The organism is Amycolatopsis sp. NPDC050768, assembly GCF_040654155.1.
Classification (GTDB): Bacteria; Actinomycetota; Actinomycetes; order Mycobacteriales; family Pseudonocardiaceae; genus Amycolatopsis.
Window position 1 is genome coordinate 331844 of record NZ_JBFAHL010000005.1, and the last position, 26132, is coordinate 357975.

The window sequence follows — 26132 nt, forward strand, 5'->3', positions numbered from 1 at the left end:
CGAAGGGGAAGGACAGGCTTCGAGTGTTGCACGCTGTGACCGCACCCACCAGGGCCGCGGGCCGCGGCGGGTTCACCGTGACCCTCCGGAGACCACCGCGGCGGCCGGGCTGACGGGGACCGTCCACACGAGACGGGTGCCGCCCGACGACTGGCGCTCCACGCGAAACGTGCCACCCGACTCCCTCGCGCGCTGCTCGAGGTTGCGCAAGCCACTGCGCGTCACCCCCGCCGGCAGGCCCACGCCCGTGTCGGACACCTCGACCGCGAGGTGCTCGCCGAGCGTCACGGTGAGGGCAAGCTCGTCGGCGCGGGCGTGGCGCAGCACGTTGCTCACGGCTTCGCGGACCACGGCTTCGGCGTGTTCGGCGAGGATCGGCGGCACCCGTTCGAGCGGGCCGGACAGCCGCACGGTGGTGCGGATCGCCGAGTCGCCCGTCGTTTCGGTGACGGCGTGCCGGAGGCTCGCGCGAAGGCCGCCACGGCGCCCCGGGCCCGCGTGCAGCGCGAAGATCGCGCTGCGGATCTCCTCGATGACCTCCTGCAGCTGGTCGATGTGCCGGCCCAGCCGCGACGCGACGGCAGGCGTCCCCGCCCGGCGCAGCGTGTCCTGCATCTGCAACCCGACCGCGAACAGCCGCTGCACCACGTGGTCGTGCAGGTCGCGGGCGATCCGGTCGCGATCGGTCACCACGTCGAGCTCGCGGCGGGCGGCCTGGTTCCCGGCGTCGCGCAGCGCGAGCGCGGCCTGGTCGGCGAACGCGGACACGATCTGCAGCTCCTGCTCGTCGAACCGCGCCGCGCCCGGAGCGCGCACGGCGAGCAGGACGCCGGCGATCGACTCACCCGAGCGCAGCAGCACCACGAGCGCGGGGCCGAGGTCCACACGGGGGCCGTCGGCGAGGTCCACGGCGAGCCCGGAGACGCTGCGCGGCACGTGGTCGCGCAGCACGGCACCGGACGTCGACCCGGCGACGGGGATCCGGCGGCCGGTGAGGGCGTCGGAATCCGGACCGGCGCAGACGGTGACCACGAGTGCGTCTTCGTTGGCGGGCACGGCGATCAGCGCGTCGACGGAACCGGTGAGGCCGGCGGCGCGGCTCGCGATCAAGCGCAGGACTTCGCTGATCTCGGTGCCGCCGAGGAGAGCGGCGGAGATCTCGCCGATGGCTTCGAGCCAGCGCTGGCGGTTGCGGGTTTCTTCGTAGAGCCGCGCGTTGTCGACGGCGATGCCGGCCGCCGCGGCGAGCGCCGCGAGGGCTTGCTCGTCGTCGTCGGTGAACCCGGTGCCGCTTCGTTTTCCGGTGAGGTAAAGGCGCCCGAGCAGTGTGCCGCGCGCTCGCAGTGCGACGCGAAGCGAAGTTCGGCCGGCTCGACGGGTCCGCGCGCGGTCGCGGTGGTCGAACTCGGTGACGACGAAGCCGGTGGTGGCGCCGTCGGCGTCGAGCACCGCGAGCGCGCCGTAGCGGGCGTCGACGAGGTCCGCGGCGGTCGCCACGATCCGGCGCAGCGTGCCGTCCAGTTCCAGGCCGCCGGACAGCCCGAGGACGGCCGTGAGCAGCGCGTCCAGCCGGTCGCGTTCCCCGGCCGGAGCGGTTGCGGGTACCCGGTCGACGTCCGGCATCCCGTCACTGTGGCACACCAGTCGGAGCCCGGGGTCACCCGTGAACGGCGACCTTGGACCCGGCGCGCGGGACGTTCGGCACTAGCCCGGCCCGGCGCGCGGGCGCAGGGTGGGATCGGAGGCGGAGGTGACCCATGAAGGCCGGACTCATACCCGTCGGGCGGCTGAGCGCGCGCCAGGTCCGGTCCGTTCTGCTCGCCGCGACGACCCCGCCGCCCCTGCACGACACCCGGCCGTGGCGGTTCCTGTGCACGCCAGGGTCCATCGAGCTCCACGCCGGCCCGCCCGCGGGCGGCCGCCGCGGGCAGCTGCTGGACTGCGGCGCGGCCCTGCTGAACCTCCGGCTCGCGGTGAAGGCCCAGGGTTGCCATCCCGACGTGCGGCTGCTGCCCGCCGCGACGCAGCCCGACTTGCTCGCCGTGGTGCGCCCGCGCGGGCTCGAACCGGTGACGCCGGTCGACCGCCGCCTCATCGAAGCCATCCGGCTCAGGCGCGGCAACCGCAGCCCGTTCAGCGCGGCCCTGGTGCCCCCGGCGGTGCAACGCGAACTTCGCAAGGCGGCCGAGCTCGAACGCGCCTGGCTCGCCACGATCGGCGACGCACAACTGCCGCAGCTGTGCGAAATCATGCTTCCCGGGGGCGCCGCGTGCACCGACTTCGCCGCGGCGCCCGGGCGATTGCTCGTCGCCGTCGGCTCGCTGCACGACACCCCGCTCGCCCAGCTGCAGGCCGGCCAGGCCGTGCAACGCGTCCTGCTGACGGCGGCGGCCGCCGGGTTGTCCGCCGCCCACTGGTCCGACACCCTCACCCCCGCCCGCCGCCGCGACCTGCGCCGCCTTCTCGGCGGCGGCATGTGGCCCCAGGCCGTGCTGCGCCTCGGCCACGGAGCGCCCGTCCCCTTGCGACCCCACATCGGCCTCGACGCCGTGGTCACGAGCGACGAACGCCCGTTCTCCCGCGGCTGGCCGTGATCGCCCCGGCCCCGAGCCGGACGCACCACCACGCACGGAGAACGCCCGTTCTCTCACGATCGGCCGTGATCACCCTCCCGCACAACACTTTTCGCCAGGCAGCGCGGTCGGCCACACAGCGGCGGGTGTAGCGCAGGTGCTCCACTGCGCCGGTTTCGGTGACCTCGCATGCCGCACCTGGCAAAATCGCGGCCCCCTGAGGGGAACGACCATTCTCCAGCGGCAGTGATCAGCCTCCGGCGCGGCGTTCCTCGTCGTGGAGCGCGGTGACGAGAACGGCCGCCTGGGTGCGCCGTTCCACACCGAGTTTGGCGAGCAGGCGGGAAACGTAGTTCTTCACCGTCTTCTCCGCCAGGAACATCCGTTCGGCGATCTGCCGGTTGGTCAGCCCTTCGCCGATGAGGTCCAGCAGCACGCGTTCCTGGTCGGTCAGCGCGGCGAGCGGGCCGGGGCCTCGGGTGCTCTCGCGCAGCTTCGCCATCAGGGCGGCGACCGCGCGTTCGTCGAGCAGGCTGTGGCCGGCCGCGACGCGGCGGACGGCGTCGACGAGCTGGAGGCCCTTGATGTCCTTGATGACGTAGCCGTCGGCGCCGGCCAGGACCGCGTCGACCATCGAGCGCTCGTCGGTGAAGGATGTGAGCATCAGGCAGCGCAGGCCGGGCAGCGCGGCGCGTAGGTCGCGGCACAGGCGGACGCCGTCGCCGTCGGGGAGGCGGACGTCGAGTACCGCGACGTCTGGGCGCACAGCGGGAATCCGGGCCAGCGCCTCGGCGACCGAGGCCGCCTGGCCCGCCACCGTGAGGTCGTCCTCGTCCTCCACGAGGTCGGCCACGCCGCGGCGCACCAGCTCGTGGTCGTCGACGAGGAAGACAGTGATCACCCGCGGTCCGGCCACGGACCGAGGTTACGCCTCGCCCGGCCGGTTAGACTGACCGAACACGTGGACCCCAGCCCCCGGCCACCTCGGGTTTGGGGAAAGGCGCGGGATGTCCGTGGAGAACCAGCCGAAGGCCGACGTACCGCAAGCCCTTGCGCTGCCCGGGGTTTCGCGGGTGCGCACGCTCGTGAGCGCCGGGCTCGTGACCGTCGAGGTCTCCGGCGCGCTCAGTCCCGCCGGTGATGCCGTGCTCGCCGCGCACCTCGCCGAAGCCGTGACCCTGCGCGCCGCGGACGTGGTGGTGGACCTGACGGCGTGCACCGCCCTCGGCCCGGAGTCCGTGGCCGCGCTCGCCGGCGACCGGTTCCGCGTGCGCGCCGGAAACCCCGGTGTGACAACCGTCCTCGACAGGGCGGGAGTCGCCCACGAAGCCCCCGACGACTCCGTGGAATCTCCCCCGCCCGGCCCGACGACCGTCATCCGGTCCGGCGCCGCACGCTGAACCCGCTCAGGCGCGCCGATGGCGCCCGACGTGAAAAACCCGCCATGGCAACGAACGCGGCCGGTTCCCCGCCGAATGGCGGTTATGGCCCGATGCCACGTCGGTGACGTCCGTGACCGGAACCAGTTTGCTGGAACTCGGATCCGGGGTTTCGGCGTCGACGATCGGCACGTGCGAAACCGCCGCCGCGTCGACGCACTCGCCCGCGACCACCCCGGTCCGCACAGTCACGCCGTTGTCTTCCCGAGCCAGGTAGGCGAACTTCCGCCCCACCGCGAACGGCCCGGTTTCCGTCTCGATTCCGTTGGTCATCCGCCTCCACCCTTCACCGGCCCCAGGATTGCGGAAGCCGGTTCCGGGGGCGGGCTGACGCCCTCGTCGCGAATCTACCTCATGATTTCCGGTTTCCGGGTTTTTCACCCGAACAGTCGCACCGTCCTCAGTGGATCATTCGGGCGGTCAAGGCGTTTCCCCGGCGCGGCTCGCCTTCTCGGAAGGCGGGCAGGCGTCGAGGATGTCCGTGGCCCGCACGAGGCTCACCGGGGTGTCGGCGGCGGCGCCGCGCGGACGCACCGGGACCCACGTGGTGCTGGTGTGCTCGTCGCGCAGGCTCCGGCCCGCGATCGTGCCCGTCTTCTCCTGCCACGCAGGTTCCGCGGATTCCTTGGCGGCACGGCGCACCCGGCACCGATACCGCACCTGCCAGCCCCGCGGATACCCGCCACCGTGGCGAAGTGGCCAGCCATGGAAAGCGCTTCCGGTCTTCAGATCGCCGCCCTCAACGGACGGATCGCGCGGACTGTCGTCCCCCAACACCGCCGGTCACCCCGATCCCGCGTGAAAAACATCTCTGGTCGCCGGGGTCCTGGGCAAGAAGTTCACAGATTAGGCCCGCGCAGGCCGGTGGTCGCTCGGCCACCCGGGTGGTTCCGGCGAGCGGCCGGGCACAGTCCGTGTCCGAATCGAAGATCCACAGTGGACCGGAACCTCTTCGGAGCTCCGCGAGGAAGCGTTTTCCCGGCTCTCGTCACCCCACCGGGCGAGCCCGGAACGGGATATGCTGAACGGTCCGCCCCGGCCCCCGGCGGCAGCTCCAGCGGCCGGAAGAACGGAGGGCCCGATGACCGCCCCTGCCCCATGGACCTCTGCCCCACGCACCTCTGCCCCACGCACCTGCACCGGAACCCCTGGCGGGCAGCCGTGAAGCGCACGACGGTGCCGTCCGTCGCCGACCTGCACAGCGCCCACGAGCTCCCCGAAGACCAGCGCCGCCACGTGGTCCGCCTGGTCGCCTCCGCGGCCGAGGACGTCGACGACTGCGCGCTGCTGCTCGCGATCCTCGGCCTCGACGCCGCCGACGGCCTCGCCCAGGACCACCGCTGACGAAGCCGCGTCAGGAAGCCTTCTCCAGGGCCAGCAACGCGAGTTTCGCGTTCTCGCCACCGCGGTACCGCCCGGAGCTGCCGTCGGCACGCACCACGCGATGGCACGGCACGACCAGCGGCACCGGATTGCGCGCGCACGCCGTCCCGACGGCGCGCACTGCCTTGGGGCTGCCGGCCGCGGCGGCGATTTCGGAGTAGCTGCGCGTGGTGCCGTACGGGATCTCGCCGAGCCGGCGCAGCACCTCGCGGCGGAAACCTTTGGCCAGCCGCAGATCCACGGCGACGTCGAACGTGTGGCGCCGGCCGGTGAAGTACTCGTCGAGCTCACGCGACACCGTGTCCAGACGGGCCGGCGCGGCGAGCACCCGAGGGCTGATGGCCGCGGCCAGCTCGGCGAGCACGGAACCGTGGTCCTCCACGGAGAACGCGACCCGCACGAGCCCGGCGTCGGTCGCGGCAAGGAGCAGCGGGCCGACGGGCGAGTCGACCGTGCGGTACGCGACGTCGAGCAGACCGTCGCGTTCGGCCGCGGCGCGCAGCCGGGCGCGCAGGCGGGCCTGTGCGGCCGCGTCGTCCGCCGGCAGCGCGGCGAACAGATCGGTGGTCATGGCGCGGCTCCTTCCAGCTCTCCTCGGCGTGACGCCGCGCGCAGGGCCTTCACCCCGTCGGCGGCCGCGCGGCGGGCGGCGGCCGCGGTGCCGCCCGTGATGGCGGCGACCTCCTCGTACGGGAACCCGCCGAGGTAGTGGTAGGCGACGGCCTGCCGCTGTTTGTCCGGCAACGCGGCCAGCGCGTCCCACAGATCGCCGTCCCAGTCCTCCGGACGGCCGGTGCGGCTCGGCTCGTCGGGGGTCCGCTCCACGGGCACGGCGTGCCGCGCGCGGGCACGGGTGATGTCCACGGCCTTGCGGTGCGCGATGGTGACCAGCCACGCCGCCACGTTCGCCCCTGCCGGCAGGTCGGGGTAGGCCTTGAGCGCGGCCAGGAACGTCTCGGACCACGCGTCCTCGGCGTCGTGCGGGCCCACCACCGCCCGGCAGACCCGCAGCACCATGGCCCCGTGGTCGGTGACGAGCTCGTCGAACGGGCGCGCGCTCAGAACAGCCTGCCGTTGTCCTCGGCGGGCGGCTCCTCCAGGCTCAGCAGGAACCGCTTGCGGTCCACGCCGCCCGCGTACCCCGTCAGGCCCCCGCTCGCGCCGACCACGCGGTGACACGGCACGACGATGCTGATCGGGTTCCAGCCGTTCGCGTTGCCCACCGCCTGCGCGGCGCCGGGGTCGCCCAGCTCGGCCGCGAGCTCGCCGTACGTGCGCTTCTCGCCGTACGGGATCTTTGTGAGCAGATCCCACACCAGGCGCTCGAAGCCGGATCCGCGCGGCGCCAGTTCGAGATCGAACTCCCGGCGTTCGCCCGCGAAGTACTCCCCCAGCTGCCGGATCGCGTCGCCGAAGCCCTCGTCCGAGCGCGGTCCCAGGCTCGCCAGCCGCGGTTCGCGCTTGTGGCCCTCGAAGTAGAGCCCGACGAGCGCCGTGCCGTCCGCGACCAGCGTGAGGTCGCCGACCGGCGACGCCGTGACCGTGTGCCGAACGCCCATGTCCCCGTTCCCTTCTGCTCGCCTCTCACCAGGTAGACGCGTGGGCACGCCCGAATGTGAGATCCGCGAGGCGAGCGACTTCCCGCCGCGCCACGATAGTCCGGCGAAGTCCGGGACGGCCGGTCGGACGAGCCGCTAACGTCGCCCTCGAACGTCGACATCGCGAGAGGAACGCATGGACCCGAACCTGCTTTCGGCCGGGCAGCTCGCCGCGGCCCTGCGCGCCGGCGAGGTGACGGCCGTCGAGCTGGCCGAGTCGGCGATCGAGCGCATCGATAAGTACGACGGGGCCGTCAACGCGATCTGCGTGCCCGATTTCGATCGCGCGCTCGACGCCGCCCGCGCGGCCGACGCGGCGCGCGCCCGCGGTGCGGACGGTCCGCTGCTCGGCGTGCCGATCACGGTCAAGGAGTCGTTCAACGTGGCCGGGCTGCCGACCACGTGGGGTCTCCCGCCGTTCGCGGGCTTCGTCTCGACCCAAGACGCGCTGCCCGTCGCCCGGCTCAAGGCGGCCGGCGCGGTGCTGCTCGGCAAGACCAATGTGCCGCTCGCCCTCGGCGATCTGCAGACCTACAACGACATCTACGGCACCACCGCCAACCCGTTCGACCTCGCCCGCACGCCCGGCGGTTCGTCCGGCGGCTCGGCGGCCGCGCTGGCCGCGGGGTTCGGCGCGCTGTCGATGGGCTCGGACATCGGTGGCTCGCTGCGCACCCCCGCGCACTTCTGCGGGGTCTACACGCACAAACCGTCGTACCGGCTGCTGCCGTCGCGGGGCCACACGCCGCCGCCGGCCCCTGCATTGCCGACCGAGGTGGACCTGGCCGTGATCGGCCCGATGGCCCGCAGCGCCGCCGACCTGAGCGTGCTGCTCGACCTGCTCGCCGAGCCGGATCCGCTCACACTCGGCGTCGCCTACGAGCTGCGCCTGCCGCCGGCCCGCCACGAGCGCCTGGCGGAGTTCCGCGTGCTCGTGCTCGAAGACCACCCGGACATCCCGACGTCGGCGAGCGTGCGCGCCGGTCTCACCCGCGTGGCCGGCGCGCTCACCGCGGCCGGCGCCCGCGTGGACCGTGGCAGCGCGCTGCTGCCCGACCTCACCGAGTCGGCGCGGCTGTACCTGCGGCTGCTGTTCGCCACCTTCGGCACGAACTTCCCCGCCGAGGTCTACGAACGGTTCGGCAGGCTGCTGGCGGACCTCCCGCCGGGCGACGACAGCCTCCACGCCGCCCGCGTGCGCGGGACCCGGCTGAGCTACCGCGACTGGTTCGCGGCCGACCTGGCCCGCGAACGTCTGCGCCACGCCTGGCGCGCGGTCTTCGCCGAGTACGACGTGGTGCTCTGCCCCGTCTCACCGACCCCCGCGTTCGTTCACGACCACTCGCCACACCAGGAGCTGCGGCACGTCCTCGTCGACGGCGTCGAGCACGCCTACGGCGACCAGCTGGTGTGGGCCGGCCTCGCCACCCTGCCGGGACTACCGGCCACGGTCGTGCCCACGGGTCTCGACGACGCGGGCCTCCCAGTCGGGGTCCAGCTCGTCGGGCCGATGTTCGAAGACCGCACTCCCCTGCGGCTGGCCGAGCTGCTGGAGCGGGAGATCGGCGGGTTCGCCGCACCGGACCTCGAGCGTGGGTAGCGCCTAACCCGGCGGGGCCATCGACTCGAACTCCAGCGCCCCGAGCAACGCGAGCCGTGCCGCCGACTCCGTGCCGGGCCGCGCCGTGCAGACGACGATGCGCAGGTCGCCGTGGCGGCTGGCGAGCACGTCGCGGTCGAGGTCGAGGCGCCCGACGTCGGGGTGCACCACGGTCAGGCAGGTCGGCTGGCGTGCGAGGTCGTCGACCCCGGGGGTGTCCCACCGGCTGCGGAACCCTTCGCTCGCCGAGCCCACCCGGCCGACCAGCGCCGACAGGTCGGGGTCACGCGGGTAACGCGACTGCGCGAGCCGCAGGTCGGCGACCAGCGCGGTCTCGTAGTCCTCGCGCTCGGCCGCGGTCAGCACCGTACGCGTCGGGCAGCCGGTGAAGTGGCGCCACACGGCGTTGCGCTCGTCGTCGCGCGCGGCGGGTTCGCCCAGCAGCGCGACCCACGGCCGGTTCCACGCGATCAGCGTCCACATCGCGTCGTGCACGGCGATCGGGTGGTCGTCGAGGCGTTCCAGCAGCCGCCGCGTGCTCTCGGGCACCAGCCGCCCGACGCGGCCGCCGCCCAGCTCGTGGCCGGCGAGCCGGAACAGCCGTTCCTGCTCGGCGTCGGACAGGTGCAACGCCCGCGCGAGCGCGACGCACACCTGCACCCCAGGAGCCGGTGCGCGGCCCTGTTCCAGGCGCACGACGTGGTCGACCGAAAGCCCGGCCAGCACGGCCAGCTCCTCGCGCCGCAGCCCGCGCGCCCGTCTCGGCCCGTGCACCGGCAGGCCGGCCCGGCCGGGTACCAGCCGTTCCCGCCAGCCCCGCAGCGTCGACGCCAGCTCGTCCGGGCTGTTCACACCACCCATCCTCGCAAATCGCGGCCGGTGATCCTACCGCCGCTTTTCGCAAGCCTGGAAAGGCGTTCGGCTCCGGACGGGTCCGCCACCCGCCCGGAACCGCACGTCCGGCCGCAGGGCTCAGTGGCGCAGACCGGCCTGCTTCAGCAGCGGCATCACGTTGTCGCCGAAGTACTTCAGCTCCTCGTTGTAGTCGATGAGGCCGAAGATCATGCCCTCCATCCCGGCCTCGTTGAGCGCGCCGAGCTCTTCGGTGACCTGCTCCGGAGTTCCCACGATCGGGTAGCCACCCCAGCCGGCGATGAAGCGCTCCTGCATCTCCTTCACCGCGTGGTCGAACGACTGGCTCGCGCCCGACCCGGCGATCTTGATGACGTTGCCGGCCGCACCCCAGTCGCCCTCGTCCACGACCTGCTGGAAGGCGCGCTTGGCCTCCTCCTCGGTGTCGCGGCAGACGACGAGGCCGTAGGTCATCACCTTGATGTCGCGCTGGTAGTCGTCGCGGGCCTTGGCCTTCACCTTCGCGGTGTAGGCCTTGATGTTCTCCAGCGTGTCGAGCGAGGCGAAGTTGATGTCCACGTTGCGGGCGGAGAACTCGATGCCCGCGGGCGAGTTGCCCGCGTTGAGCAGCGCCGGGCGGGGCGCCTGGTGCGGCTTCGGGTAGGCCTCGACGTCGTTGCCCTGGAAGTACTTCGAGGCGATGTCGAACGAACCTTCCTCGGTCCACAGCCGGATGGCGTAGTCGATCCACTCCTGGCCGAACGCGTAGCGCTCGTCGTGCTGGCGCTGCTCGCCGCCGAACATCTCCATCTCCGGCGGCACCCAGCCCATCACCAGGTTGAGCGCGAAGCGGCCGCCCGAGATGTGGTCGATCGTCGTGGCGGCCTTCGCCGCGACGATCGGGTGCACGGTCGGCAGGTGCGAGGTCGACGCGATGGCGATCCGCTCCGTCGCCTCGGCCAGGCCGGCGGCCCACGCGTAGGTCTCGAAGCAATTGCCGTTGAAGTTCGTCGAGCCGCCGAAGCCCTTCCAGCGCGCGACCGGCACGAGCACGTCGAAGCCAAGGCCGTCGGCGCGCTGCGCGATCTCGCGCGTGTGCTCCCAGGTGATCTTGTAGGTACTCGGGGCGTGGCTCATGATCAGCCCGTAGGAGCAGTTGGTGCCGAACAGGCCCAGCTTCATCTTCTGGTCTCCGAACAGCGGGTTCGTCTCGGCCCGGTCCACCAGCGGCCGGGTCTCGTCGGCCGGGCGCAGGTCCGTCGGGGCGAGGCCGAGGCGTTCGTTGGCGGTCATCGTCATGGGGGTCTCCTTCGCGGAATGGGGGTGGCTCAGCCGAGCTGGAACGGGTCGCGGGTGCCGCCGGTGAGCTCGACGAACACGGACTTGTTCTCCGTGTACTCGTTGATCGCGTCGACGCCGTTCTCCCGGCCGATGCCGCTGGCGCCGAAGCCGCCGAAGGGCATGTTCGGGGCGATCACGCGGTAGGCGTTGATCCACACGGTGCCGGCGCGCAGCTTCGCGGCGACGCGGTGGGCGCGGTGCACGTCCTTCGTCCAGACCGCGCCGGCCAGGCCGTAGGGCGTGTCGTTGGCGAGCTTGAGCGCCTCGTCCTCGTCGTGGAACGGGTAGACGGCCAGCACCGGGCCGAACACCTCCTCGCGGACGATGGTGTTCTCCGCCGTCACGCCCGTGACCACGGTCGGCTTCACGAACAGGCCGCCACGGGCGGCGTCGGGCTCGCCGCCGCAGGCGAACGTGGCGCCCTCCGCAGCCGCGCCCTGCAGGTAGCCGAGCACCTTCTCGTACTGCGGCCGGTTGGCGACCGGGCCCATCTCCGTGGCGGCGTCGGTCGGGTCGCCGAGCTTGATGGCGTTGGCCCGTGCGACGACCTTCTCGACCAGTGCGTCGTGGACGTCGGCGTGCACGATCAGGCGCGAGCCGGCCATGCAGGTCTGCCCGGTGGCCGCGAACACGCCCGCGATCAGGCCGTTGGCGGCGGCGTCGAGGTCGGCGTCGGGGAACACGACCTGCGGCGACTTCCCGCCCAGCTCCAGCGTCACGCGGTTGAAGTTCGCCACGGCGGCCTGGGCGACCTTGGCACCGGTCGCCGACGAGCCGGTGAACGCGACCTTGTCGATGCCCGGGTGCTTCGCCAGGGCCTCGCCGGTGGCGCGGTCCCAGCCGGTGACGACGTTGAGCACGCCCGCGGGCAGCCCGGCCTCGTGCAGCACCTCGGCGAACGCGACGGTGGAGGCCGGCGCGTGCTCCGACGGCTTGACCACCATCGTGCAGCCCGCGGCGAGCGCCGGGGCGAGCTTGAACGTGAGCAGCAGCAGCGGCGAGTTCCACGGCGTGATGGCGCCGACCACGCCGACCGGTTCCCGCCGGGTGTAGCCGAAGTAGTTCGGGTTCAGCGGCGGGACGGTGCGGCCCTCGATCTTGTCGGCCAGACCGGAGAAGTAGTAGTACCACTGCGGCAGGCTGTTGAGCTGGCCCAGCATCTCGCGCAGCAGCTTGCCCGAGTCGTTGACCTCCAGCCGGGCGAGACGCTCGGCGTTGGCCGCGATCGCGTCGCCGCAGCGGCGGATGATCGCGGCGCGCTGGAAGCCGGTCATCGCGCCCCACTCGCCCTCGAACGCCGCCCGCGCGGACGCGACGGCCTCGTCGACGTCCTCGGGACCGCCGTCCGCGAGCCGGGCCCACGCCTTGCCGGCGTAGGGGTTCTGCGACTCGAAGGTCCGGCCCGAGCGGGCGTCCACGGACTTGCCGTGGATGAAGAGCTTGAGTTCCTCCAGCGGTGGCGCTGAGGTGGTCGTCATCGACCTCTCCTTCGTTGCAGGGGGCTGGCGCCTGGGGATGCCGGGAAACGCTAGGGATCGGCGACGGCCCGCCGATATCCCCGGACGGCAGCCGCGGATCCGCTCAGCGCGAAGGTGCCCGTCCCACCCGGCGAGACGAGAAGCACACGCGGCCGGGCAGTGCTGCACTCAGCGGATAGCGCCACGCGCTTTCGGGCTAGTAAGGGGCCGCGGCGACCACCTAGTGTCGAGCTCGCCCGGAGCACCGGCCTCACCGTTCGAGGCCGCCGGACAGAACCGACACTGAGCAGAAAGACGACACAAGGAGGTGTCGGATGGCTGCCCGTCCCGAGGGCGTCCCGGCCGAGGCGCCGCTGTCGCGCTACCGGGTGCTCGGCACCCGCTCCCTCGATGAGGCCCGCGACGCGGTCACCAGGATCTACCTGGACCACGACCTGACGGTGCCCGGCAACGAGCTCGACATGACGCTGAACTCGACCGCCGACCGGATGTTCACCGTCGGCTACCTCAGCTACCAGTCGTGCGCGAAGCTCGTGATGCCGCCGACCGACGACTGCTACCACGTCAACCTGACCATCGCCGGCCGCACGGACGCCGACCGCACCGACGGGCGCCGCGCCACCACGCGGGCTCGCACCAGCGGCGTCGTGCTGCTGCCCGACCAGGTCAACACCGTGCGCTGGTCGCCGGACGCGGCGCAGCTCATCCTCAAAATCGGCCGCCGGACGCTGGAGACCCACCTCGGCGAGCACCTCAACCGCCCCGTCGACGAGGTGCTCGACTTCGACTTCGGCATCGACTTCACCACGCCCGCCGGCAGCACCCTGCTCTCGTCGGTGGAGTTCCTCGCCCGCGAGCTCGAACGGCCCGGCGGCCTCGCCGACATGCCGATCGCGCGCGAGCAGCTCGAGGCGTTCGTGATGACGCAGCTGCTGCACGCCGGGCGGCACCAGTTCGCCGACGACCTCGCGGCGCCCGACGACCCCGTGCGCCAGAGCCGCCTCGGCCCGGTGATCGAGTACATGGAGGCCCACGCCGACGAGCCCCTCACGCCGCAGGAGCTGGCGAAGGTCGGCTGCATGAGCGTGCGCACGCTGCACGCCACGTTCCAGCAGGTCCTGGGCGAGTCGCCGATGAACCACCTGCGCCGCATCCGCCTCGACCACGTGCGCGCCGAGCTGCTGCGCAGCGACCCGGCCCTCACGCGCGTCACGGACATCGCGCTGCGGTGGGGTTTCTTCCACCAGAGCCGCTTCGCGCAGCAGTACCGGGAACGCTTCGGCGAGCTGCCGCGCGAGACGCTGCGCGCGGTGTCGGCCTGAGCCGGGATCAGCTCTTCGCGCTGATCCCGTAGGCGCCGCGGTGGAACAGCAGCGGTGTGCGCGAGGGATCCGCGCCCAGCGCCTGCACGCGGGCGGCGACGATCGTGTGGTCCCCGCCCGCGTATTCGTGTTCCAGAGTGCAGTCGATCCACGCGGCGACGCCGAAGAGGATGGGTGCGCCGGACGGGGCCGGGCGCCACTCGACGCCGGCGTACTTGTCGGTGCCCGAGCGGGCGAACGCGCTGCTCAGCTCGGCGTGGTCTTCGGCGAGGACGTTGACGCAGAAGCGGCCGGCGGCGCGGATCTTCGGCCAGCTCGTGGACGAGCGGGCGGGCGCGAACGACACCAGCGGCGGGTCGAGGGAGAGCGAGCTGAACGACTGGCAGGTGAACCCGGCGGGGCCGCCCGGCGCGAGGGCCGTGACGACCACGACGCCGGAGGCGAAGTGCCCGAGGACCTCCCGCATATGCGTGGGCTCGACCTGCGGCGGCTCGGTGCGTGTCCGGTTGTCCATGCGCCGCAACGGTAAGAGCAGTTCCGTCCCGGCACCATCCGCCAACCGCGGGCGAATAGCCGCGGCGCGCGGACCGGCTTTCCCGGCGGCGCACAGGACGGATAACCCGCCACCGCGATCGGATATCTCGCCGCGCGCCCGCGTTCCTACGGTGTGCGTCGTGTCTGCCACCGACCTCCCCGCCGGCGCGCTCGCCGGGATCCGCGTTCTCGAGCTCGGCACGCTCATCGCCGGCCCGTTCTGCGGTCGGCTGCTCGCCGACCACGGCGCGGACGTGATCAAGCTCGAAGCCCCCGACCGGCCCGACCCGCTGCGCGTGTGGGGCCAGGCCGAGCTCGACGGGCACCACTTCTTCTGGACCGTCCACGCCCGCAACAAACGCTGTGTCACGCTCGATCTGCGCCGTCCCGAGGGACGCGAGCTGTTCCTGCGCCTGGTCGACACCGCCGACGTCGTGGTCGAGAGCTTCCGGCCTGGCACGCTCGAACGCTGGGGTCTCGGCTTCGACGTGCTCGCCGCGCGCAACCCCGGTCTGATCCTCGCCCGCGTGTCCGGCTACGGGCAGACCGGCCCGCACGCCGAGCGACCCGGCTACGCGTCGGTCGCCGAGGCGATCGGCGGAATGCGCTACCTCAACGGGTTCCCGGGTGGCCCGCCGCCGCGCGCGGCCTTGTCGCTCGGTGATTCGCTCGGCGGGATGTTCGCCGCGCAAGGGGTGCTCGCGGCCCTGCACGCACGCGGGACGAGCGGGCGCGGCCAGATCGTGGACGTCGCGCTGGCCGAGGCGTGCCTGGCGATGCTCGAGTCCGTGATCCCCGACTACGACGCCACCGGGCTGGTGCGCGAACCGTCGGGCACGCGGCTCGACGGGCTCGCGCCGTCCAACCTCTACCGCTGCGCCGACGAACGCTGGATCGTCATCGCCGCCAACCAGGACACGGTGTTCGCGCGGCTGTGCACGGCGATGGAGCGCGAGGACCTCGTGACCGACCAGCGGTTCGCCACCCACGTGGCGCGCGGGCGCAACCAGGACCAGATCGACGCGCTCGTCGGCGAATGGGCCGCACGCCACGATTCCGCCACGCTCACCTCGATCCTCGAAGCCGCCGGCGTCGTCGTCGGTCCGGTCGCCACCGTCGCCGACGTGGTCGCCAACCCGCAATTCCAGGCACGCGACATGCTGCTGCCGCACTTCGACGACGCGATCGGCAAGGAGGTACTGGGGCCTGGGGTGATGCCGGTGCTGAGCGGTACGCCGGGCGCGGTGCGCTGGGCCGGGCCCGCTCAGCCTGGCACGCACAACGCGGAGGTCTACACCGGACTGCTCGGCCTCACCGGCGCCGAGCTGGCCGAGCTCACCGAAGCCGGAATCGTCTGAGAGGCAAGCATGAGCTCCGTGAACCTGCGTGAAGTCGGGCTGCGCGACGGTCTTCAGCTCGAAGCACCGATCCCGCTCGCCGCCAAGCTGGACATCCTCGACGCCGTCGCCGCCACGGGCGTGCGGCGCGTGGAGGTGACGTCGTTCGTCTCCCCTTCCGCCGTGCCCGCCCTCGCCGACGCCGAGCAGCTCGCGGCCGAGCTCGGCCGCTGGCCGGACCTCGCGTTCTCCGCGCTGGTGGCCGGCCGCGGCGGCGCGCGCCGGGCCGTGGCCGCCGGGATGGCCGACCTCGAGTACGTGATCTCCGCGTCCGACGGGCACAGCCTCGCCAACGCGCGCCGGACCACGGACGAGGCCGTCGCCGCGGTGCCGGACATCGCGAAGCTCGCGCACGACACCGGCGGACGGCTGGAAGCGATCCTCGCGGTGGCGTGGGACTGTCCCTTCGACGGGCGCACGGCGGTGAGCCGCACCGTGGACCTCGCGCGGCGGGCCGTCGACCTCGGCGCGGACGAGCTGTGTTTCGGCGACACCATCGGCACCACCGTGCCCGGGCGGGTCACCGAGCTGCTGGGCCGGGTGCGCGAGGCGTGCCCGGACGTCGAGATCGGCGTGCACTTCCACAACACCCGCGGCTCAGGGCTCGCGTGCGTGCTCGCCGCGCTGCAGGCGGGTGTCACGAAGATCGACGCGTCGGTCGGCGGGCTCGGCGGCTGCCCGTTCGCGCCGGGAGCGAGCGGGAACATCGCCACCGAGGAGGTGGTGTACCTGCTGGAAGAGTCCGGTGTGGACACCGGTGTCGACCTCGGCAAGGTGCTCGAAGCCGCCGCCGTGGTGGAACGCGCCGTGGGACACGGGCTGCCGAGCAACCTCTATCGCGCCGGCGGGCCGAACCGGCCCCGCGGGCGCGGCTGACCGTTACGCACAACGGCCATTCCGCTGCGGGTTACGGCTATCCCGGCCGCCGTGGTCCTCGTAGCCTCACGCCACGCCCGTAACCACCGACCTCCCAGGAGCCGACGATGACCCAGCCCCCCACCCCGGCCGGCCTGCCCTCGACGCTCGCGGTGCAGCGCGCGGTCGCGGCGCTCGCGGCGGGCCGGATGATCGTGGTGACGGACGCGGCCGACCGGGAGAACGAGGGTGATCTGGTCCTGCCCGCCGCGGTCGCCGACGCGCAGCAGCTCGCGTTCGTCGTGCGCCACACCACCGGCATCGTCTGCGCGCCGATGACCGCCGAGCGCGCCGACGTGCTGCGCCTGCCGCCGATGGTCGAGGACAACACCGACGCCCACGGCACCGCGTTCACCGTCACGGTCGACCACGTCGGGAGCGGCACGGGCGTGTCGGCGGCGGACCGGGCCACCACGCTGCGTGCGCTCGCCGCGCCGGGCACCCGGCCCGGCGAGCTGCGGCGGCCCGGGCACGTTTTCCCGTTGCGCGCCAGGGAAGGCGGGGTGCTCGTGCGCGCCGGGCACACGGAGGCGGCCGTCGACCTGCTGCGCCTGGCCGGGCAGGAACCGGTCGGCGTGATCGGCGAGATCGTCGCCGAGGACGGCTCGATGTGCCGCGGCGAACGGCTCACGCGGTTCGCGGCCGAACACGACCTGCCGGTGCTCGCGATCGCCGACCTCGTGCGCTACCGGCGGGCCACGGAACGGTTCGTGGAGCACGTCGCCACCTCCGCGATGCCCACCGTCTTCGGTGAGTTCCGCGCCGTCGCTTACCGTTCGACGACCGACGGCACCGAGCACCTCGCCCTCGTCCACGGCGACGCGGCCGCCGCGAGCCGCAGCCCGCGCGGCGCCCTCGTGCGCGTGCACAGCGAATGCCTCACCGGCGACATCGTCGGCTCCCTGCGCTGCGACTGTGGTGCGCAACTCGAACAAGCCCTGCGCGCCATCGCCGCCGAGGGCGCGGGCGCCGTGGTCTACCTGCGCGGCCACGAGGGCCGCGGCATCGGGCTGGCGCACAAGATCCGTGCCTACGCCCTGCAGGAGACCGGCCTCGACACCGTCGACGCCAACACCGCACAGGGCCTGCCCGTCGACTCCCGCTCCTACGGCGTCGGCGCCCAGATTCTCGCCGACCTCGGCATCACCCGCCTGCGCCTGATCACCAACAACCCGGCGAAATACGGCGGCCTCGACGGCTACGGCCTCGAGATCGTCGACCGCGTCGGCCTTCCCGCCGCCGCCACGGCGCACAACCTGCGCTACCTGCGCACCAAGCAGCAGCGCCTCGGCCACACCCTCGACGTCGACGAGAGCACCGGCTGAGCCGTTACCGAACCAGTACGCGCCGCGGACAGCCCGCGCACACCCGCCCGGCACCGTCGGTCCCGACGAAGATCGACGAGGGAAGGCGGACAACGTGGCCAAGGGTGCGGCCGTGGTGCTGGCGATTCTGGCGGTGCCGTTCACGACGGCGGTGGCGCCACCGCCGTCGCAAGGCCTGCAGTGGCAGCAATGCGCGAAGATCGCCGAAGGCTGGGCGAACGGCGAAGCGAGCGAGTGCGCGACTGTGCGCGTACCGCTGGACTACCGGCAGCCCGGCGGCCGGCAGCTCACCCTCGCCGTCAGCCGGGTCCGCGCGAGCGATCCCGCGCACCGGCAAGGCGTAGTACTCGTCAACCCGGGCGGCCCCGGCGAGCAGGGCACGACCTTCCCGGACGAGCTCACCCGGACGGAGCTGGCGGGAATCGGCCGCACGCACGACCTGATCGGGTTCGATATCCGCGGTTCGGACTACAGCGACAAGATCCTCTGCCCCGAGCTGGATCCGGCGAACGTGCCGCGCCCGCCCGCCACCGCCACCGCCGAGCAGCGCTTCAAAACCCAGGCGAAGACCGTCGCGGACCGGCTGCGCACCTGCGCCGAGAAGGACCCCGACCTCGCCCGGTCGATGACCACGGCCGACGTCGCCCGCGACATGGACGTGATCCGCCGGGCCCTGGGCGAGGAGAAGATCGGCTACTTCGGCAACTCATGGGGCACGGCGCTCGGCGCCACCTACCGCAGCCTGTTCGGCGGCCACGTCGACCGGATGCTGCTGGACTCCGTGCTCGCGCCGGGCGAGGCCGTCGCGCGGTCCGACGACCAGACCGCCGCTTCCGAAGCCCATTTCGACGACTTCACGCGCTGGCTCGGCGAGCGCGACGCGACGTACGGGTTCGGCAGCACCGGCCCGGCCGTCTCGGAGGCCGTGCTCGCGCTGCGCAGCCGGCTCGCGGCCCAGCCCCTGGCCGACCGCGACGACCACTGGGCCAACCAGCAACTGCTCGCCCCGCGCGCCGACTGGGCCACCGCCGCGCAAGCGCTCGCCGCCGCGCGGGACGGGAAGCCGCCGACGACCACCGCAGCGCCCGCGTCCGCGCCGGCCGGCAACGGGTTCGACGTCGGCTACCGCGACGGGGAGATCGGGTTCGTCCTGGCCGCCGTGAACTGCAACGACTCCCCCGGCGCCCGCGACATCGACCAGGCGTGGGAGCACGGCCGCGAGCTCGCCGCCCGGTACCCGGTCGCCGCCTACGAACCGGGTGGCGACGCGCGGTGCGCCGGCTGGCCGTTCGCGCCGAAGCCCACCGAGCTCTCGCGCGGCTCCAGCCCGCTGCAGCTCGTCGGGCACGAGTTCGAGACCAACACCCCGTTCCCGTGGGCGCGCGAGATGCAGGCGGAGGTCGGCGGCGCACTCCTGACCGTGGCCGACGACGTGCACTCGTCGTTCGCGCACCTCCCGTGCGCCGCGACGGGCGTCGAGTTCTTCACCACCGGGGCGACGTCGAACGGCACCTGTTCCGGATAGTCCTTTGTGGACCCGGCACCTGGGTACCCACGACGTGGAGTGGCAGGGCCCTCGGGCGGACTTCGATCATGGTCACCGGGGGTTCCACCGCGACCACGAGGAGTTGCATGAAAATCGGTATCGGCCTGCCCAGCCAGGTGCGCGAAGTCGACGCGACGGTGATCCCGGCGTGGGCGGCGAAGGCGGAGGAAGCCGGGTTCTCGACGCTCGGCACGGTCGGGCGCATCGCCTACCCGGCGGTGCTCGACACCGTCGCGCTGGCCGCGGCCGCGGGTGCCACGCACACGATCGGGCTGCTCAGCACCGTGATGCTGGCGCCGGTCTGGCCGGCGACGTTGCTGGCCAAGGAGCTCGCGGGCATCCAGGCGGTGTCCGGCGGGCGGCTCACGTTCGGCGTCGGCGTGGGCGGGCGGCCCGACGACTTCGTGGTCGAGGGCACGAGCACGAAGGACCTCGGCAAGCGGATGGACGCGGCGCTCGAGGCGTACCGCGACCTGTGGTCGGGCAAGCTCGTCGGCGGCGGGGACAACGCGGGCGTGCCGGGTGGTTCGGTCGAGGTGCCGATGCTGTTCGGCGGGTTCGCGCCCGCCGCGCTGCGCCGGATGGCCCGGTGGGGCGAGGGGTACGTCGCGGGCGCGATGCCGGCGCCGCAGGTGGTGCCCGTGTTCGACGCCGCGCGGGAAGCCTGGCGGGCGGAAGGCCGCGACGGTGGGCCGCGGCTGGTCGCCATCGCCTACTTCGCGCTCGGCGACGTCGAGAAGGGCCGCGGCAACGCCCACCACTACTACTCCGTGGCCGGCCCCGAGTACGCCGACCTCGTGTCCGCGGGCGTGAACGGCAGCGCCGACGTGCTGCGCGAAACCGTGAAGTCCTTCCAGGACATCGGCGCCGACGAGCTCATCTTCCACCCGACCACCGACGACGTCGACGACGTCGCGCGACTGGCCGAGATCGTCCTCTGACGCGGCGGGCACGGCGCGGCCGAGGGGCGCGCCGTGCCCTCGCGCGCCGTTCTTCCTTGCGCAGCGCCGTTACGCGCCGAGGCCGGTGAGCACGGCCCGCACGTCCGGCCGCCGTCCCGTGCCCAGCCGCGTGACCGCGTACACCTTGCGCGACACCGGGTTCGTGAGCGGGTGCAGGCTCACCGGCGCGTGCGAGGCCGGCAGGGCCATGCGCGGAATCAACGCGACGCCGGCACCGGCCGCCACCAGCGCCGTCAGCACGGCGAAATCGGTGGCTTCGGCGACCACGTCGGGCACGAACCCGGCCGCGCCGCACGCGCGCTGGATCATCTCGTGGCACGAGTACTCCTTCGACGGCACCAGCCACGGCTCCTTCGAAAACCTCGCCAGACGCACCTTTTGGCCGTCCGCCAGCGCCCGCGCCTCGGCCAGTGCCGGCGGCACGGCGAGCAGCACCGGGTCGTCGACGAGGTGGTGTTCTTCGCACCGGGCCGGGGTTTCGCGCGGCAGCAGGCTGTAGCTGTGCACCACGGCGACGTCGGCCTCCTGGTGCACCAGCGTGCCGATCGCCGACTCCGGCTCCTGTTCCACCAGCCGCAGCGACACGCCGGGCAACTTGGTCCACAGTGGAGCGACGAGAGTCCTGGCCGCGGACGGGAACGCGACGACCCGGACGGTGCCCGCGCCATCCGACCGCACCGCGGCCAGTGCGGACTCGGCCGCCGCGAGGTCGCTCAGGATCACGTCGGCGTGCGACACCAGCAGCTCACCGGCGGCGGTGAACGCGAGCGTGCGCCCGCGTCGTTCCAGCAGCGGCGTCCCCGCCTCGCGTTCCAGGGCCGCGAGCTGCTGCGACACGGCGGGACCGGTCAGGTTGAGCGCCTCGGCCGTGGCAGCGACGGTGCCGTGGTGCGCGAGCTCGTGCAACAGCCTCAGGCGGCGGACTTCCAACATAAGCCGAACTTCCCGATCTCGAAGCAAAGACTAACTGGATCTACCGCATTCTAACGCCCACACTGGCCAGGTGAGCACCTCGAAACCCGTTCTGGCCATCGGCGGCACCGTCGTCCTGTGGGCGTCCGCCTTCCCCTCGATCCGCGTGGGACTCGACGGCTACGGCCCGCTCGGGCTGTCGCTGGCGCGGCTCGTCGTGGCCTCGGTCGCGCTGGCCGTCGCGGCGCCGTTCCTGGGCGTGCGGCTGCCGCGGCGCAAGGACCTGCCGCTCATCGCGTTGTGCGGGCTCACGGGCATGGCGGCCTACCAGGTGCTGCTCAACTGGGGCGAAGTGCACGTGCCCGCGGGGACGGCGAGCCTGCTGGTGGCCACGGCGCCGGTGTTCAGCGCGGTGCTGGCCGCCGCGTTCCTCGGCGAACGGCTCGGCGCGCGCGGTATCCTCGGCAGCACTGTCGCGCTCGGCGGTTCGGCGCTCATCGCGCTGTCCGGCGGCGACGTGCAGTACTCCACCGCCGCGTGGGTGGTTCTCGCCGCCGCGCTCGTGCAGGGCGCGTACCACTTCTGCAGCAAACCGTTGCTGCGCCACTACTCCGGCCTCGAAGTCGCTTGCTACGCGATGTGGACCGGCACGCTCTTCTCGCTGCCGCTGGCTCCGGCGGCCTGGCACGGCCTCGAAACAGCACCCACTTCGGCGCACGCGGCCGTGCTGTACCTGGGTTTGCTGCCGTCCGCGCTCGGGTTCGTGCTGTGGGGCTACGGGGTCGCGCGCAACACGGTCACCGCGGCGACGTCGGCGCTCTACCTCGTGCCGGTGGTGGCGCTGGCCGTCGCCTACGTCTGGCTGGGCGAGGTCCCCGCGCCCGTCGAGCTGGCGGGCGGCGCGATCGCCGTGGGCGGAGTCGTGCTCATCACCGCGCGGCGCAAGGCCCGCCGCGGCTCGGCGACCGCCCCGGTGCAGGAGCCGGTCGCCGAGTCGCGCTGAGGCCGGTCAGCCCGCGTGGCACACCGGGGACACCGGAGTCACGTACGCCATCAGCTCGTCGAGGCCCGCCAGCCGGTCGAGTGCCCAGCACGATTTGACCAGCAGGTCGGTCGTCTGGTGGCCCAGCGTGGCGTCGCCCGCAGTCACGAGCTTGTCCTCCAGGTCGGCGTCGGTGAGCGGGGCGGCGGGAGTCCCCTTGTTCTGTTCGACGGTGGACCGCAGCTCGGTCCGGTCGTGCAGGGTGATCCGGAGCAGACAGCCGCGTTTGGTCACCGCCTCGTCGGCCAGCACGGTGACCTTGTCCCGCAACGCCGCCACGACCGGGTCGGCCACCACGGTGTCGGTGAACTCTGCCGGTCCGGCGTGCCGGCGGGTCAGCGCGGCGGCGACGCAGTGCGCCGTGCTGAACTTCGCCGCGGCCCCCGTTTCCGGCTGGGCGAGCGCGGTGACGGCCGCGGCGAACCCCGCCATCCGCACTTCGATCGCCGCCACCTCGGCCGGGTCGACGGGATCCAGCGCCAGCACCGCGTCGATCGCCGGGTGGGTCAGCGACGCGCTCGGATACAGCTTGTGGCCGTTGTCGAGCACGTGCCAGTGCGTGTCCGATCCGTCGGTGCCCAGCCCCTCGGTGAGCAGTTCCGGGTGCGGCCGGGGCGTGATCGCGCGCAGCAGCCCGCGCTCCCCCTCCAGCGCGGTGTCGGTGGAGGTAAACCCGTTCTCCGCCAGCAGGGCCGCCAGCACTCCGTCCATCGCGGCCTTGCCGGGGTGGATCGCCTTCGTGTCGCTGCCGTACACCTCGCGCACGCCCGCGGCCTGCGTGGCCGCGCAGCCGAGCGCGTGGGTCGTCGCTTCCGCGGACAGCCCGAGCGCGTTGGCCGCGGCGGCCGCGGCGGCGAGGTGGCCCGCGGTGCCGGTGACATGCCAGCCGCTCTCGTAGTGCTGCGGCCCGGCCGCGCAGGCGACCCGCGCGCCCACCTCGAACCCGGCCACGTACGCGGCGACCAGCGCGGGCCCGGCCAGCCCGCGCGCCTGGCCGATGGCGAGCACCGCGGGCCACACGCACGAGCCGAGGTGGATGGTGGTGGCACTCGGGTTGTAGACGTCGTCGTAGTCGAGCAGGTGCGAGGTATACGCGTTGGCCAGCGCCGCGAACGGCGGGCTGGTGCGCAGCGTGGTGCCGACGACGGTGCACGGCCCGTCGCCGCCGACCGCGGCGACGACACCGCGCAGCTTCGCCGCGGCCGGCTCACCGGACCCGGCCAGCGCGGCGGCCGTCCAGTCGACGAACGCGCGCCGGGCGTTGTGCACCACCGGTTCGGGCAGCGCGTCCGCGGTGATCGAGGCGCCGAACGCCGCGAGTTCGCGGGAACGGGTCAGTACTGGTTCGATGGTGGTCACTTGCTCCCCTGAGGCAATCGGGCGACGAGCGGTTTCATGGTTTCGGTGAACGTCGCGATCTGTTTCTTCAGCGCTTCCCCGGTGATGAACCGGGTCGCGTTGCCTTCGCTGCGCATGTACGCCGCCCAGGCCGGGGTCTTTACGAGCTTGGCGAAGATCCCGACGTAGTAGTCCACGGCCTGCTTGGACATGCCGGGCGGCCCGGCGATGCCGCGGAACTGCAACTGCTGGGGCAACCCGTCGGCGGACAGGCCCTGCTCGGTGAGCGTCGCCACGTCCGGGTAGGTCAGCGACCGGTGCGAGCCGAGCACGCCGATGATCTTCATCTGGTGCGCTGCCACCTGCTCGGAGAAGTCGGACTCCGCGCCGATCATCATCTGCGCGTCGCCGCGCAGCAATGCGGTGATCCGCGGCCCGCCGTCGGCGAACGACAGGTACTTCCACGTGGTACCGGCATCCTTTTCGTACTTCAGCGCCACCAGGTTGTCCACGGACGAGCTTGCCCCGCCCACCTGGACGAGCCTGCCGGGCTTGCGCTTGGCGTCGGCCACGAACTCGGCGAAGGTGCGGTACGGCGAGTTCGACGGCACCGCCACCACCTGCTGCTCCTCAGCCAGCTCGGCGATCGGCGTCAGATCGTCCAATGTGGCCGGTGCGTCCCCGGTGGCCATCCCGCTCACGACCCACTTCGACGTGAACGCGGCCACCACGTTGGTCTTCGAGCCACGGCCCGCCATGTACGCCATGGCACCGAGACCACCGCCCTGCGGCTTGCTGATCACCGGCCAGTTGTCGTCGATCAGCTTGGCCTGCTGCGCCATCTTCACCAGCTCGCGGGCGAACACGTCGCTGCCACCGCCCGGCCCGGTGTCCACCACGAACTGGATGTTCACCGGCGTCCCGCCGCTCGCGGCGCCGACGTGGCACCCGGCCACCGCGCCGGCCACGAGGGCCAGGCCGAGCACCGCCGTCACCGGCTTGCGGACGTGCATCAGCGTTCTCCTTCCGAGACGGTCACGAGCTCCGCGCCGGGGGCGGCGACGGCGAGGGCGGCCCGGCGCTTGCGCTGCCGGCTGACAACCGCGAAGAGCACCACCGCGACGGTCACCCCGAGGATCGCGGCGGATACCGGGCGCTGCACGAAGATGAGCGGGCTGTCGTCCGAGAGCGTCAGCGACTGCCGGAGGGTGAGCTCGGCCTGGGGCCCGAGCACGAACGCCATCAGCATCGGTGCACTCGGGATGTCGAGCTTGCGGAACACGTAGCCGAGCGCGCTGAACCCGAGCAGCAGCCAGATGTCGAACATCGAGCCGCGCACGCTGTAGGCGCCGACGATGGCGAGCACGAGGATCACCGGGTACAGCAGCCAGTACGGGATCCGCAGAATCTGCACCCACATCGGGATCAGCGGGAGGTTGAGGACCAGCAGCGCGATCGTGCCGAGGTAGAGGCTCGCGATCACCGGCCAGCCGATCTCCGGGTGGTCGGTGAACAGCAGCGGACCGGGCTGCACGCCGTAGAGCACCAGCGCCGCGAGCATCACCGACGTGCTGGCGCTGCCGGGGAGCCCGAGGCTCAGCAAGGGGATCATCGCGCCGCCCGACTCGGAGTTGTTGGCCGCCTCCGGCCCGGCGACACCCTCGATCGCCCCCTTGCCGAACAGGTGCTTGCGCCGGGAGGTGTTCTTCACCAGCGCGTAGGACACGAACGAGCCGATGGTCGACCCGCCGCCGGGCACCGCACCGACGAAGAACCCGATCACGGAGCCGAGCGCGATGGCCACGCGCGAGCGGCGGAAGTCTTCCCGGTTCGGCAAGTAGTCACGCAGCCGCTTCGGGGCGACGAACGAGATGGTGGCCCCGCGTTTGCGCTGCAGGTTCACCAGAACCTCGCCCACGGCGAACAGGCCGAGGGTGAGGGTGAGAAACTCGATGCCGTCGTAGAGATCGATACTGCCGAACGTGTAGCGCTGGGTGCCGGTGAACAGGTCGACGCCGACGGTGGCGACCAGCAGGCCGGCGACCATCGAGATGAGGCCCTTCACCGGCGACTTGCCCGCCATGGTCACCACGAGCAGCAGACCGAAGAGCATCAGCATCGCGAACTCGGGCGGGCCGAACTTCACGGCCACCGCCGCCGCGGCCGGGGCAGCGAAGGTCAAGGCGATCACCCCGACAGTGCTCGCGATGAAGCCGGAGATCGCGGACATCCCCATCGCGGGCCCCGCGCGGCCCTGTTTGGCGAGCTCGTGGCCGTCGTAACAGAGGACGACCGACGACGTCTCGGTCGGGATGTTCAGCAGAATCGCGGTGGTAGCACCGGCGAACTTGGCGCCGTGGTAGATCCCGGCCATCGTGATCAGGCCGGTCGTGGCGGGGAGCTGGAGGGTGAGCGGGAGCAGCACCGCGAGCGTCGCCGCGGGGTTGCCGAGGCCGGGCAGGATCCCGATCATCGTGCCGAGGATCGCGCCGATGATCACCCACAGCAGGTTCATCGGGGTCAGCGCGGAGGCGAACCCGTCAAGGAGGTTCGAGAACACGGACATGCGAGGTCC

General features: G+C 72.6%; 26 protein-coding genes. 11 read left to right on the top strand and 15 right to left on the bottom strand.

The annotated features are described in order from the left end of the window. Window positions 1-72: 72 nt before the first annotated feature. Window positions 73-1623 (bottom strand): GAF domain-containing sensor histidine kinase, encoded by a 1551-nt coding sequence (locus tag AB0H62_RS17655; protein ID WP_360586899.1) that lies wholly within the window; start codon window positions 1621-1623, stop codon window positions 73-75. A 134-nt stretch (window positions 1624-1757) separates the two neighbouring features. On the opposite strand from AB0H62_RS17655, the gene AB0H62_RS17660 reads away from it, so the two are divergent. Beyond that, window positions 1758-2594 (top strand): hypothetical protein, encoded by an 837-nt coding sequence (locus AB0H62_RS17660; RefSeq protein WP_220241756.1) that lies wholly within the window; start codon window positions 1758-1760, stop codon window positions 2592-2594. A 229-nt stretch (window positions 2595-2823) separates the two neighbouring features. On the opposite strand, the gene AB0H62_RS17665 is transcribed toward AB0H62_RS17660, so the two are convergent. After that, window positions 2824-3474: a response regulator transcription factor gene (locus AB0H62_RS17665; protein WP_220247835.1), complete on the bottom strand. Its 651-nt coding sequence runs from the start codon at window positions 3472-3474 to the stop codon at window positions 2824-2826. Window positions 3475-3580: 106 nt separating this feature from the next. On the opposite strand from AB0H62_RS17665, the gene AB0H62_RS17670 reads away from it, so the two are divergent. Continuing rightward, on the top strand, window positions 3581-3973 hold the full coding sequence (locus tag AB0H62_RS17670; RefSeq protein ID WP_220241757.1) for a hypothetical protein: 393 nt from the start codon (window positions 3581-3583) through the stop codon (window positions 3971-3973). Between the two features lie 6 nt (window positions 3974-3979). Here the strand turns inward: AB0H62_RS17670 and AB0H62_RS17675 are convergent, their stop codons facing one another. Together AB0H62_RS17675 and AB0H62_RS17680 are read right to left on the bottom strand one after the other, a co-directional pair. Continuing rightward, window positions 3980-4285, bottom strand: coding sequence for a hypothetical protein (locus AB0H62_RS17675; RefSeq protein ID WP_220241758.1), 306 nt, complete (start codon window positions 4283-4285; stop codon window positions 3980-3982). A gap of 147 nt (window positions 4286-4432) precedes the next feature. Next, window positions 4433-4654 (bottom strand): hypothetical protein, encoded by a 222-nt coding sequence (locus AB0H62_RS17680; RefSeq protein ID WP_220241759.1) that lies wholly within the window; start codon window positions 4652-4654, stop codon window positions 4433-4435. A gap of 519 nt (window positions 4655-5173) precedes the next feature. On the opposite strand from AB0H62_RS17680, the gene AB0H62_RS17685 reads away from it, so the two are divergent. Continuing rightward, window positions 5174-5356 carry a hypothetical protein gene (locus tag AB0H62_RS17685; RefSeq protein ID WP_220247891.1) on the top strand — a complete coding sequence of 61 codons (183 nt, stop codon included), beginning with the start codon at window positions 5174-5176 and terminating at the stop codon, window positions 5354-5356. 10 nt (window positions 5357-5366) lie between these two features. On the opposite strand, the gene AB0H62_RS17690 is transcribed toward AB0H62_RS17685, so the two are convergent. From AB0H62_RS17690 to AB0H62_RS17700, 3 genes are read right to left on the bottom strand one after another with little or no spacing between them, the layout of a single operon-like run. Next, window positions 5367-5966, bottom strand: coding sequence for a methylated-DNA--[protein]-cysteine S-methyltransferase (locus AB0H62_RS17690; RefSeq protein WP_220241760.1), 600 nt, complete (start codon window positions 5964-5966; stop codon window positions 5367-5369). Next, the gene (locus AB0H62_RS17695) at window positions 5963-6457 is read right to left on the bottom strand and encodes an RNA polymerase sigma factor (RefSeq protein ID WP_220247836.1); all 495 of its coding nucleotides are present in this window, start codon (window positions 6455-6457) and stop codon (window positions 5963-5965) included. The genes AB0H62_RS17690 and AB0H62_RS17695 overlap by 4 nt, the downstream gene beginning before the upstream one ends. Further along, complete coding sequence (locus tag AB0H62_RS17700) at window positions 6454-6954, bottom strand: methylated-DNA--[protein]-cysteine S-methyltransferase (protein ID WP_220241761.1); 501 nt, start codon at window positions 6952-6954, stop codon at window positions 6454-6456. Before AB0H62_RS17700 ends, AB0H62_RS17695 begins: the two co-directional genes overlap by 4 nt. Before the next feature lie 175 nt (window positions 6955-7129). Between AB0H62_RS17700 and AB0H62_RS17705 the strand changes: the two genes are divergently transcribed. After that, window positions 7130-8593 carry an amidase gene (locus AB0H62_RS17705; protein WP_220241762.1) on the top strand — a complete coding sequence of 488 codons (1464 nt, stop codon included), beginning with the start codon at window positions 7130-7132 and terminating at the stop codon, window positions 8591-8593. 3 nt (window positions 8594-8596) lie between these two features. Here AB0H62_RS17705 and AB0H62_RS17710 read toward each other — a convergent pair whose 3' ends face one another. From AB0H62_RS17710 to AB0H62_RS17720, 3 genes are all read right to left on the bottom strand, one after another. Further along, a complete protein-coding gene (locus AB0H62_RS17710; RefSeq protein ID WP_255638159.1) occupies window positions 8597-9445 on the bottom strand; it encodes a helix-turn-helix domain-containing protein in 849 nt (282 codons plus the stop codon). Window positions 9446-9565: 120 nt separating this feature from the next. Continuing rightward, window positions 9566-10744, bottom strand: a complete 1179-nt coding sequence (locus AB0H62_RS17715) for an LLM class flavin-dependent oxidoreductase (RefSeq protein WP_220241764.1) — start codon at window positions 10742-10744, stop codon at window positions 9566-9568. Window positions 10745-10773: 29 nt separating this feature from the next. Beyond that, window positions 10774-12264 carry an aldehyde dehydrogenase gene (locus tag AB0H62_RS17720; protein ID WP_220241765.1) on the bottom strand — a complete coding sequence of 497 codons (1491 nt, stop codon included), beginning with the start codon at window positions 12262-12264 and terminating at the stop codon, window positions 10774-10776. 314 nt (window positions 12265-12578) lie between these two features. On the opposite strand from AB0H62_RS17720, the gene AB0H62_RS17725 reads away from it, so the two are divergent. After that, window positions 12579-13586, top strand: coding sequence for an AraC family transcriptional regulator (locus tag AB0H62_RS17725; protein ID WP_220241766.1), 1008 nt, complete (start codon window positions 12579-12581; stop codon window positions 13584-13586). Between the two features lie 7 nt (window positions 13587-13593). On the opposite strand, the gene AB0H62_RS17730 is transcribed toward AB0H62_RS17725, so the two are convergent. Further along, the gene (locus AB0H62_RS17730; protein ID WP_220241767.1) at window positions 13594-14100 is read right to left on the bottom strand and encodes a flavin reductase family protein; all 507 of its coding nucleotides are present in this window, start codon (window positions 14098-14100) and stop codon (window positions 13594-13596) included. Window positions 14101-14260: 160 nt separating this feature from the next. On the opposite strand from AB0H62_RS17730, the gene AB0H62_RS17735 reads away from it, so the two are divergent. The 5 genes from AB0H62_RS17735 (at window position 14261) to AB0H62_RS17755 (ending at window position 20244) form a co-directional block, all read left to right on the top strand. Next, window positions 14261-15478 carry a CoA transferase gene (locus AB0H62_RS17735; RefSeq protein WP_255638160.1) on the top strand — a complete coding sequence of 406 codons (1218 nt, stop codon included), beginning with the start codon at window positions 14261-14263 and terminating at the stop codon, window positions 15476-15478. A 9-nt stretch (window positions 15479-15487) separates the two neighbouring features. Next, complete coding sequence (locus AB0H62_RS17740) at window positions 15488-16393, top strand: hydroxymethylglutaryl-CoA lyase (RefSeq protein WP_220241769.1); 906 nt, start codon at window positions 15488-15490, stop codon at window positions 16391-16393. A 107-nt stretch (window positions 16394-16500) separates the two neighbouring features. Continuing rightward, complete coding sequence (locus tag AB0H62_RS17745; RefSeq protein WP_220241770.1) at window positions 16501-17757, top strand: bifunctional 3,4-dihydroxy-2-butanone-4-phosphate synthase/GTP cyclohydrolase II; 1257 nt, start codon at window positions 16501-16503, stop codon at window positions 17755-17757. A 94-nt stretch (window positions 17758-17851) separates the two neighbouring features. After that, window positions 17852-19282, top strand: a complete 1431-nt coding sequence (locus tag AB0H62_RS17750; RefSeq protein ID WP_360586905.1) for an alpha/beta fold hydrolase — start codon at window positions 17852-17854, stop codon at window positions 19280-19282. Between the two features lie 107 nt (window positions 19283-19389). Continuing rightward, window positions 19390-20244, top strand: coding sequence for an LLM class flavin-dependent oxidoreductase (locus AB0H62_RS17755; RefSeq protein ID WP_360586907.1), 855 nt, complete (start codon window positions 19390-19392; stop codon window positions 20242-20244). 69 nt (window positions 20245-20313) lie between these two features. On the opposite strand, the gene AB0H62_RS17760 is transcribed toward AB0H62_RS17755, so the two are convergent. Further along, window positions 20314-21198, bottom strand: coding sequence for a LysR family transcriptional regulator (locus AB0H62_RS17760; protein ID WP_360586909.1), 885 nt, complete (start codon window positions 21196-21198; stop codon window positions 20314-20316). A gap of 70 nt (window positions 21199-21268) precedes the next feature. Here AB0H62_RS17760 and AB0H62_RS17765 point away from each other — a divergent pair, with 70 nt between their 5' ends. Next, a complete protein-coding gene (locus AB0H62_RS17765; protein ID WP_360586911.1) occupies window positions 21269-22180 on the top strand; it encodes a DMT family transporter in 912 nt (303 codons plus the stop codon). Between the two features lie 6 nt (window positions 22181-22186). On the opposite strand, the gene AB0H62_RS17770 is transcribed toward AB0H62_RS17765, so the two are convergent. The 3 genes from AB0H62_RS17770 to AB0H62_RS17780 are packed head-to-tail and all read right to left on the bottom strand — an operon-like array spanning window position 22187 to window position 26123. Beyond that, the gene (locus tag AB0H62_RS17770) at window positions 22187-23578 is read right to left on the bottom strand and encodes an MmgE/PrpD family protein (RefSeq protein ID WP_360586913.1); all 1392 of its coding nucleotides are present in this window, start codon (window positions 23576-23578) and stop codon (window positions 22187-22189) included. Then, window positions 23575-24570, bottom strand: a complete 996-nt coding sequence (locus AB0H62_RS17775; RefSeq protein WP_220241776.1) for a tripartite tricarboxylate transporter substrate binding protein — start codon at window positions 24568-24570, stop codon at window positions 23575-23577. Before AB0H62_RS17775 ends, AB0H62_RS17770 begins: the two co-directional genes overlap by 4 nt. Continuing rightward, window positions 24570-26123 (bottom strand): tripartite tricarboxylate transporter permease, encoded by a 1554-nt coding sequence (locus AB0H62_RS17780; protein WP_360586915.1) that lies wholly within the window; start codon window positions 26121-26123, stop codon window positions 24570-24572. Before AB0H62_RS17780 ends, AB0H62_RS17775 begins: the two co-directional genes overlap by 1 nt. Window positions 26124-26132 lie beyond the last annotated feature (9 nt).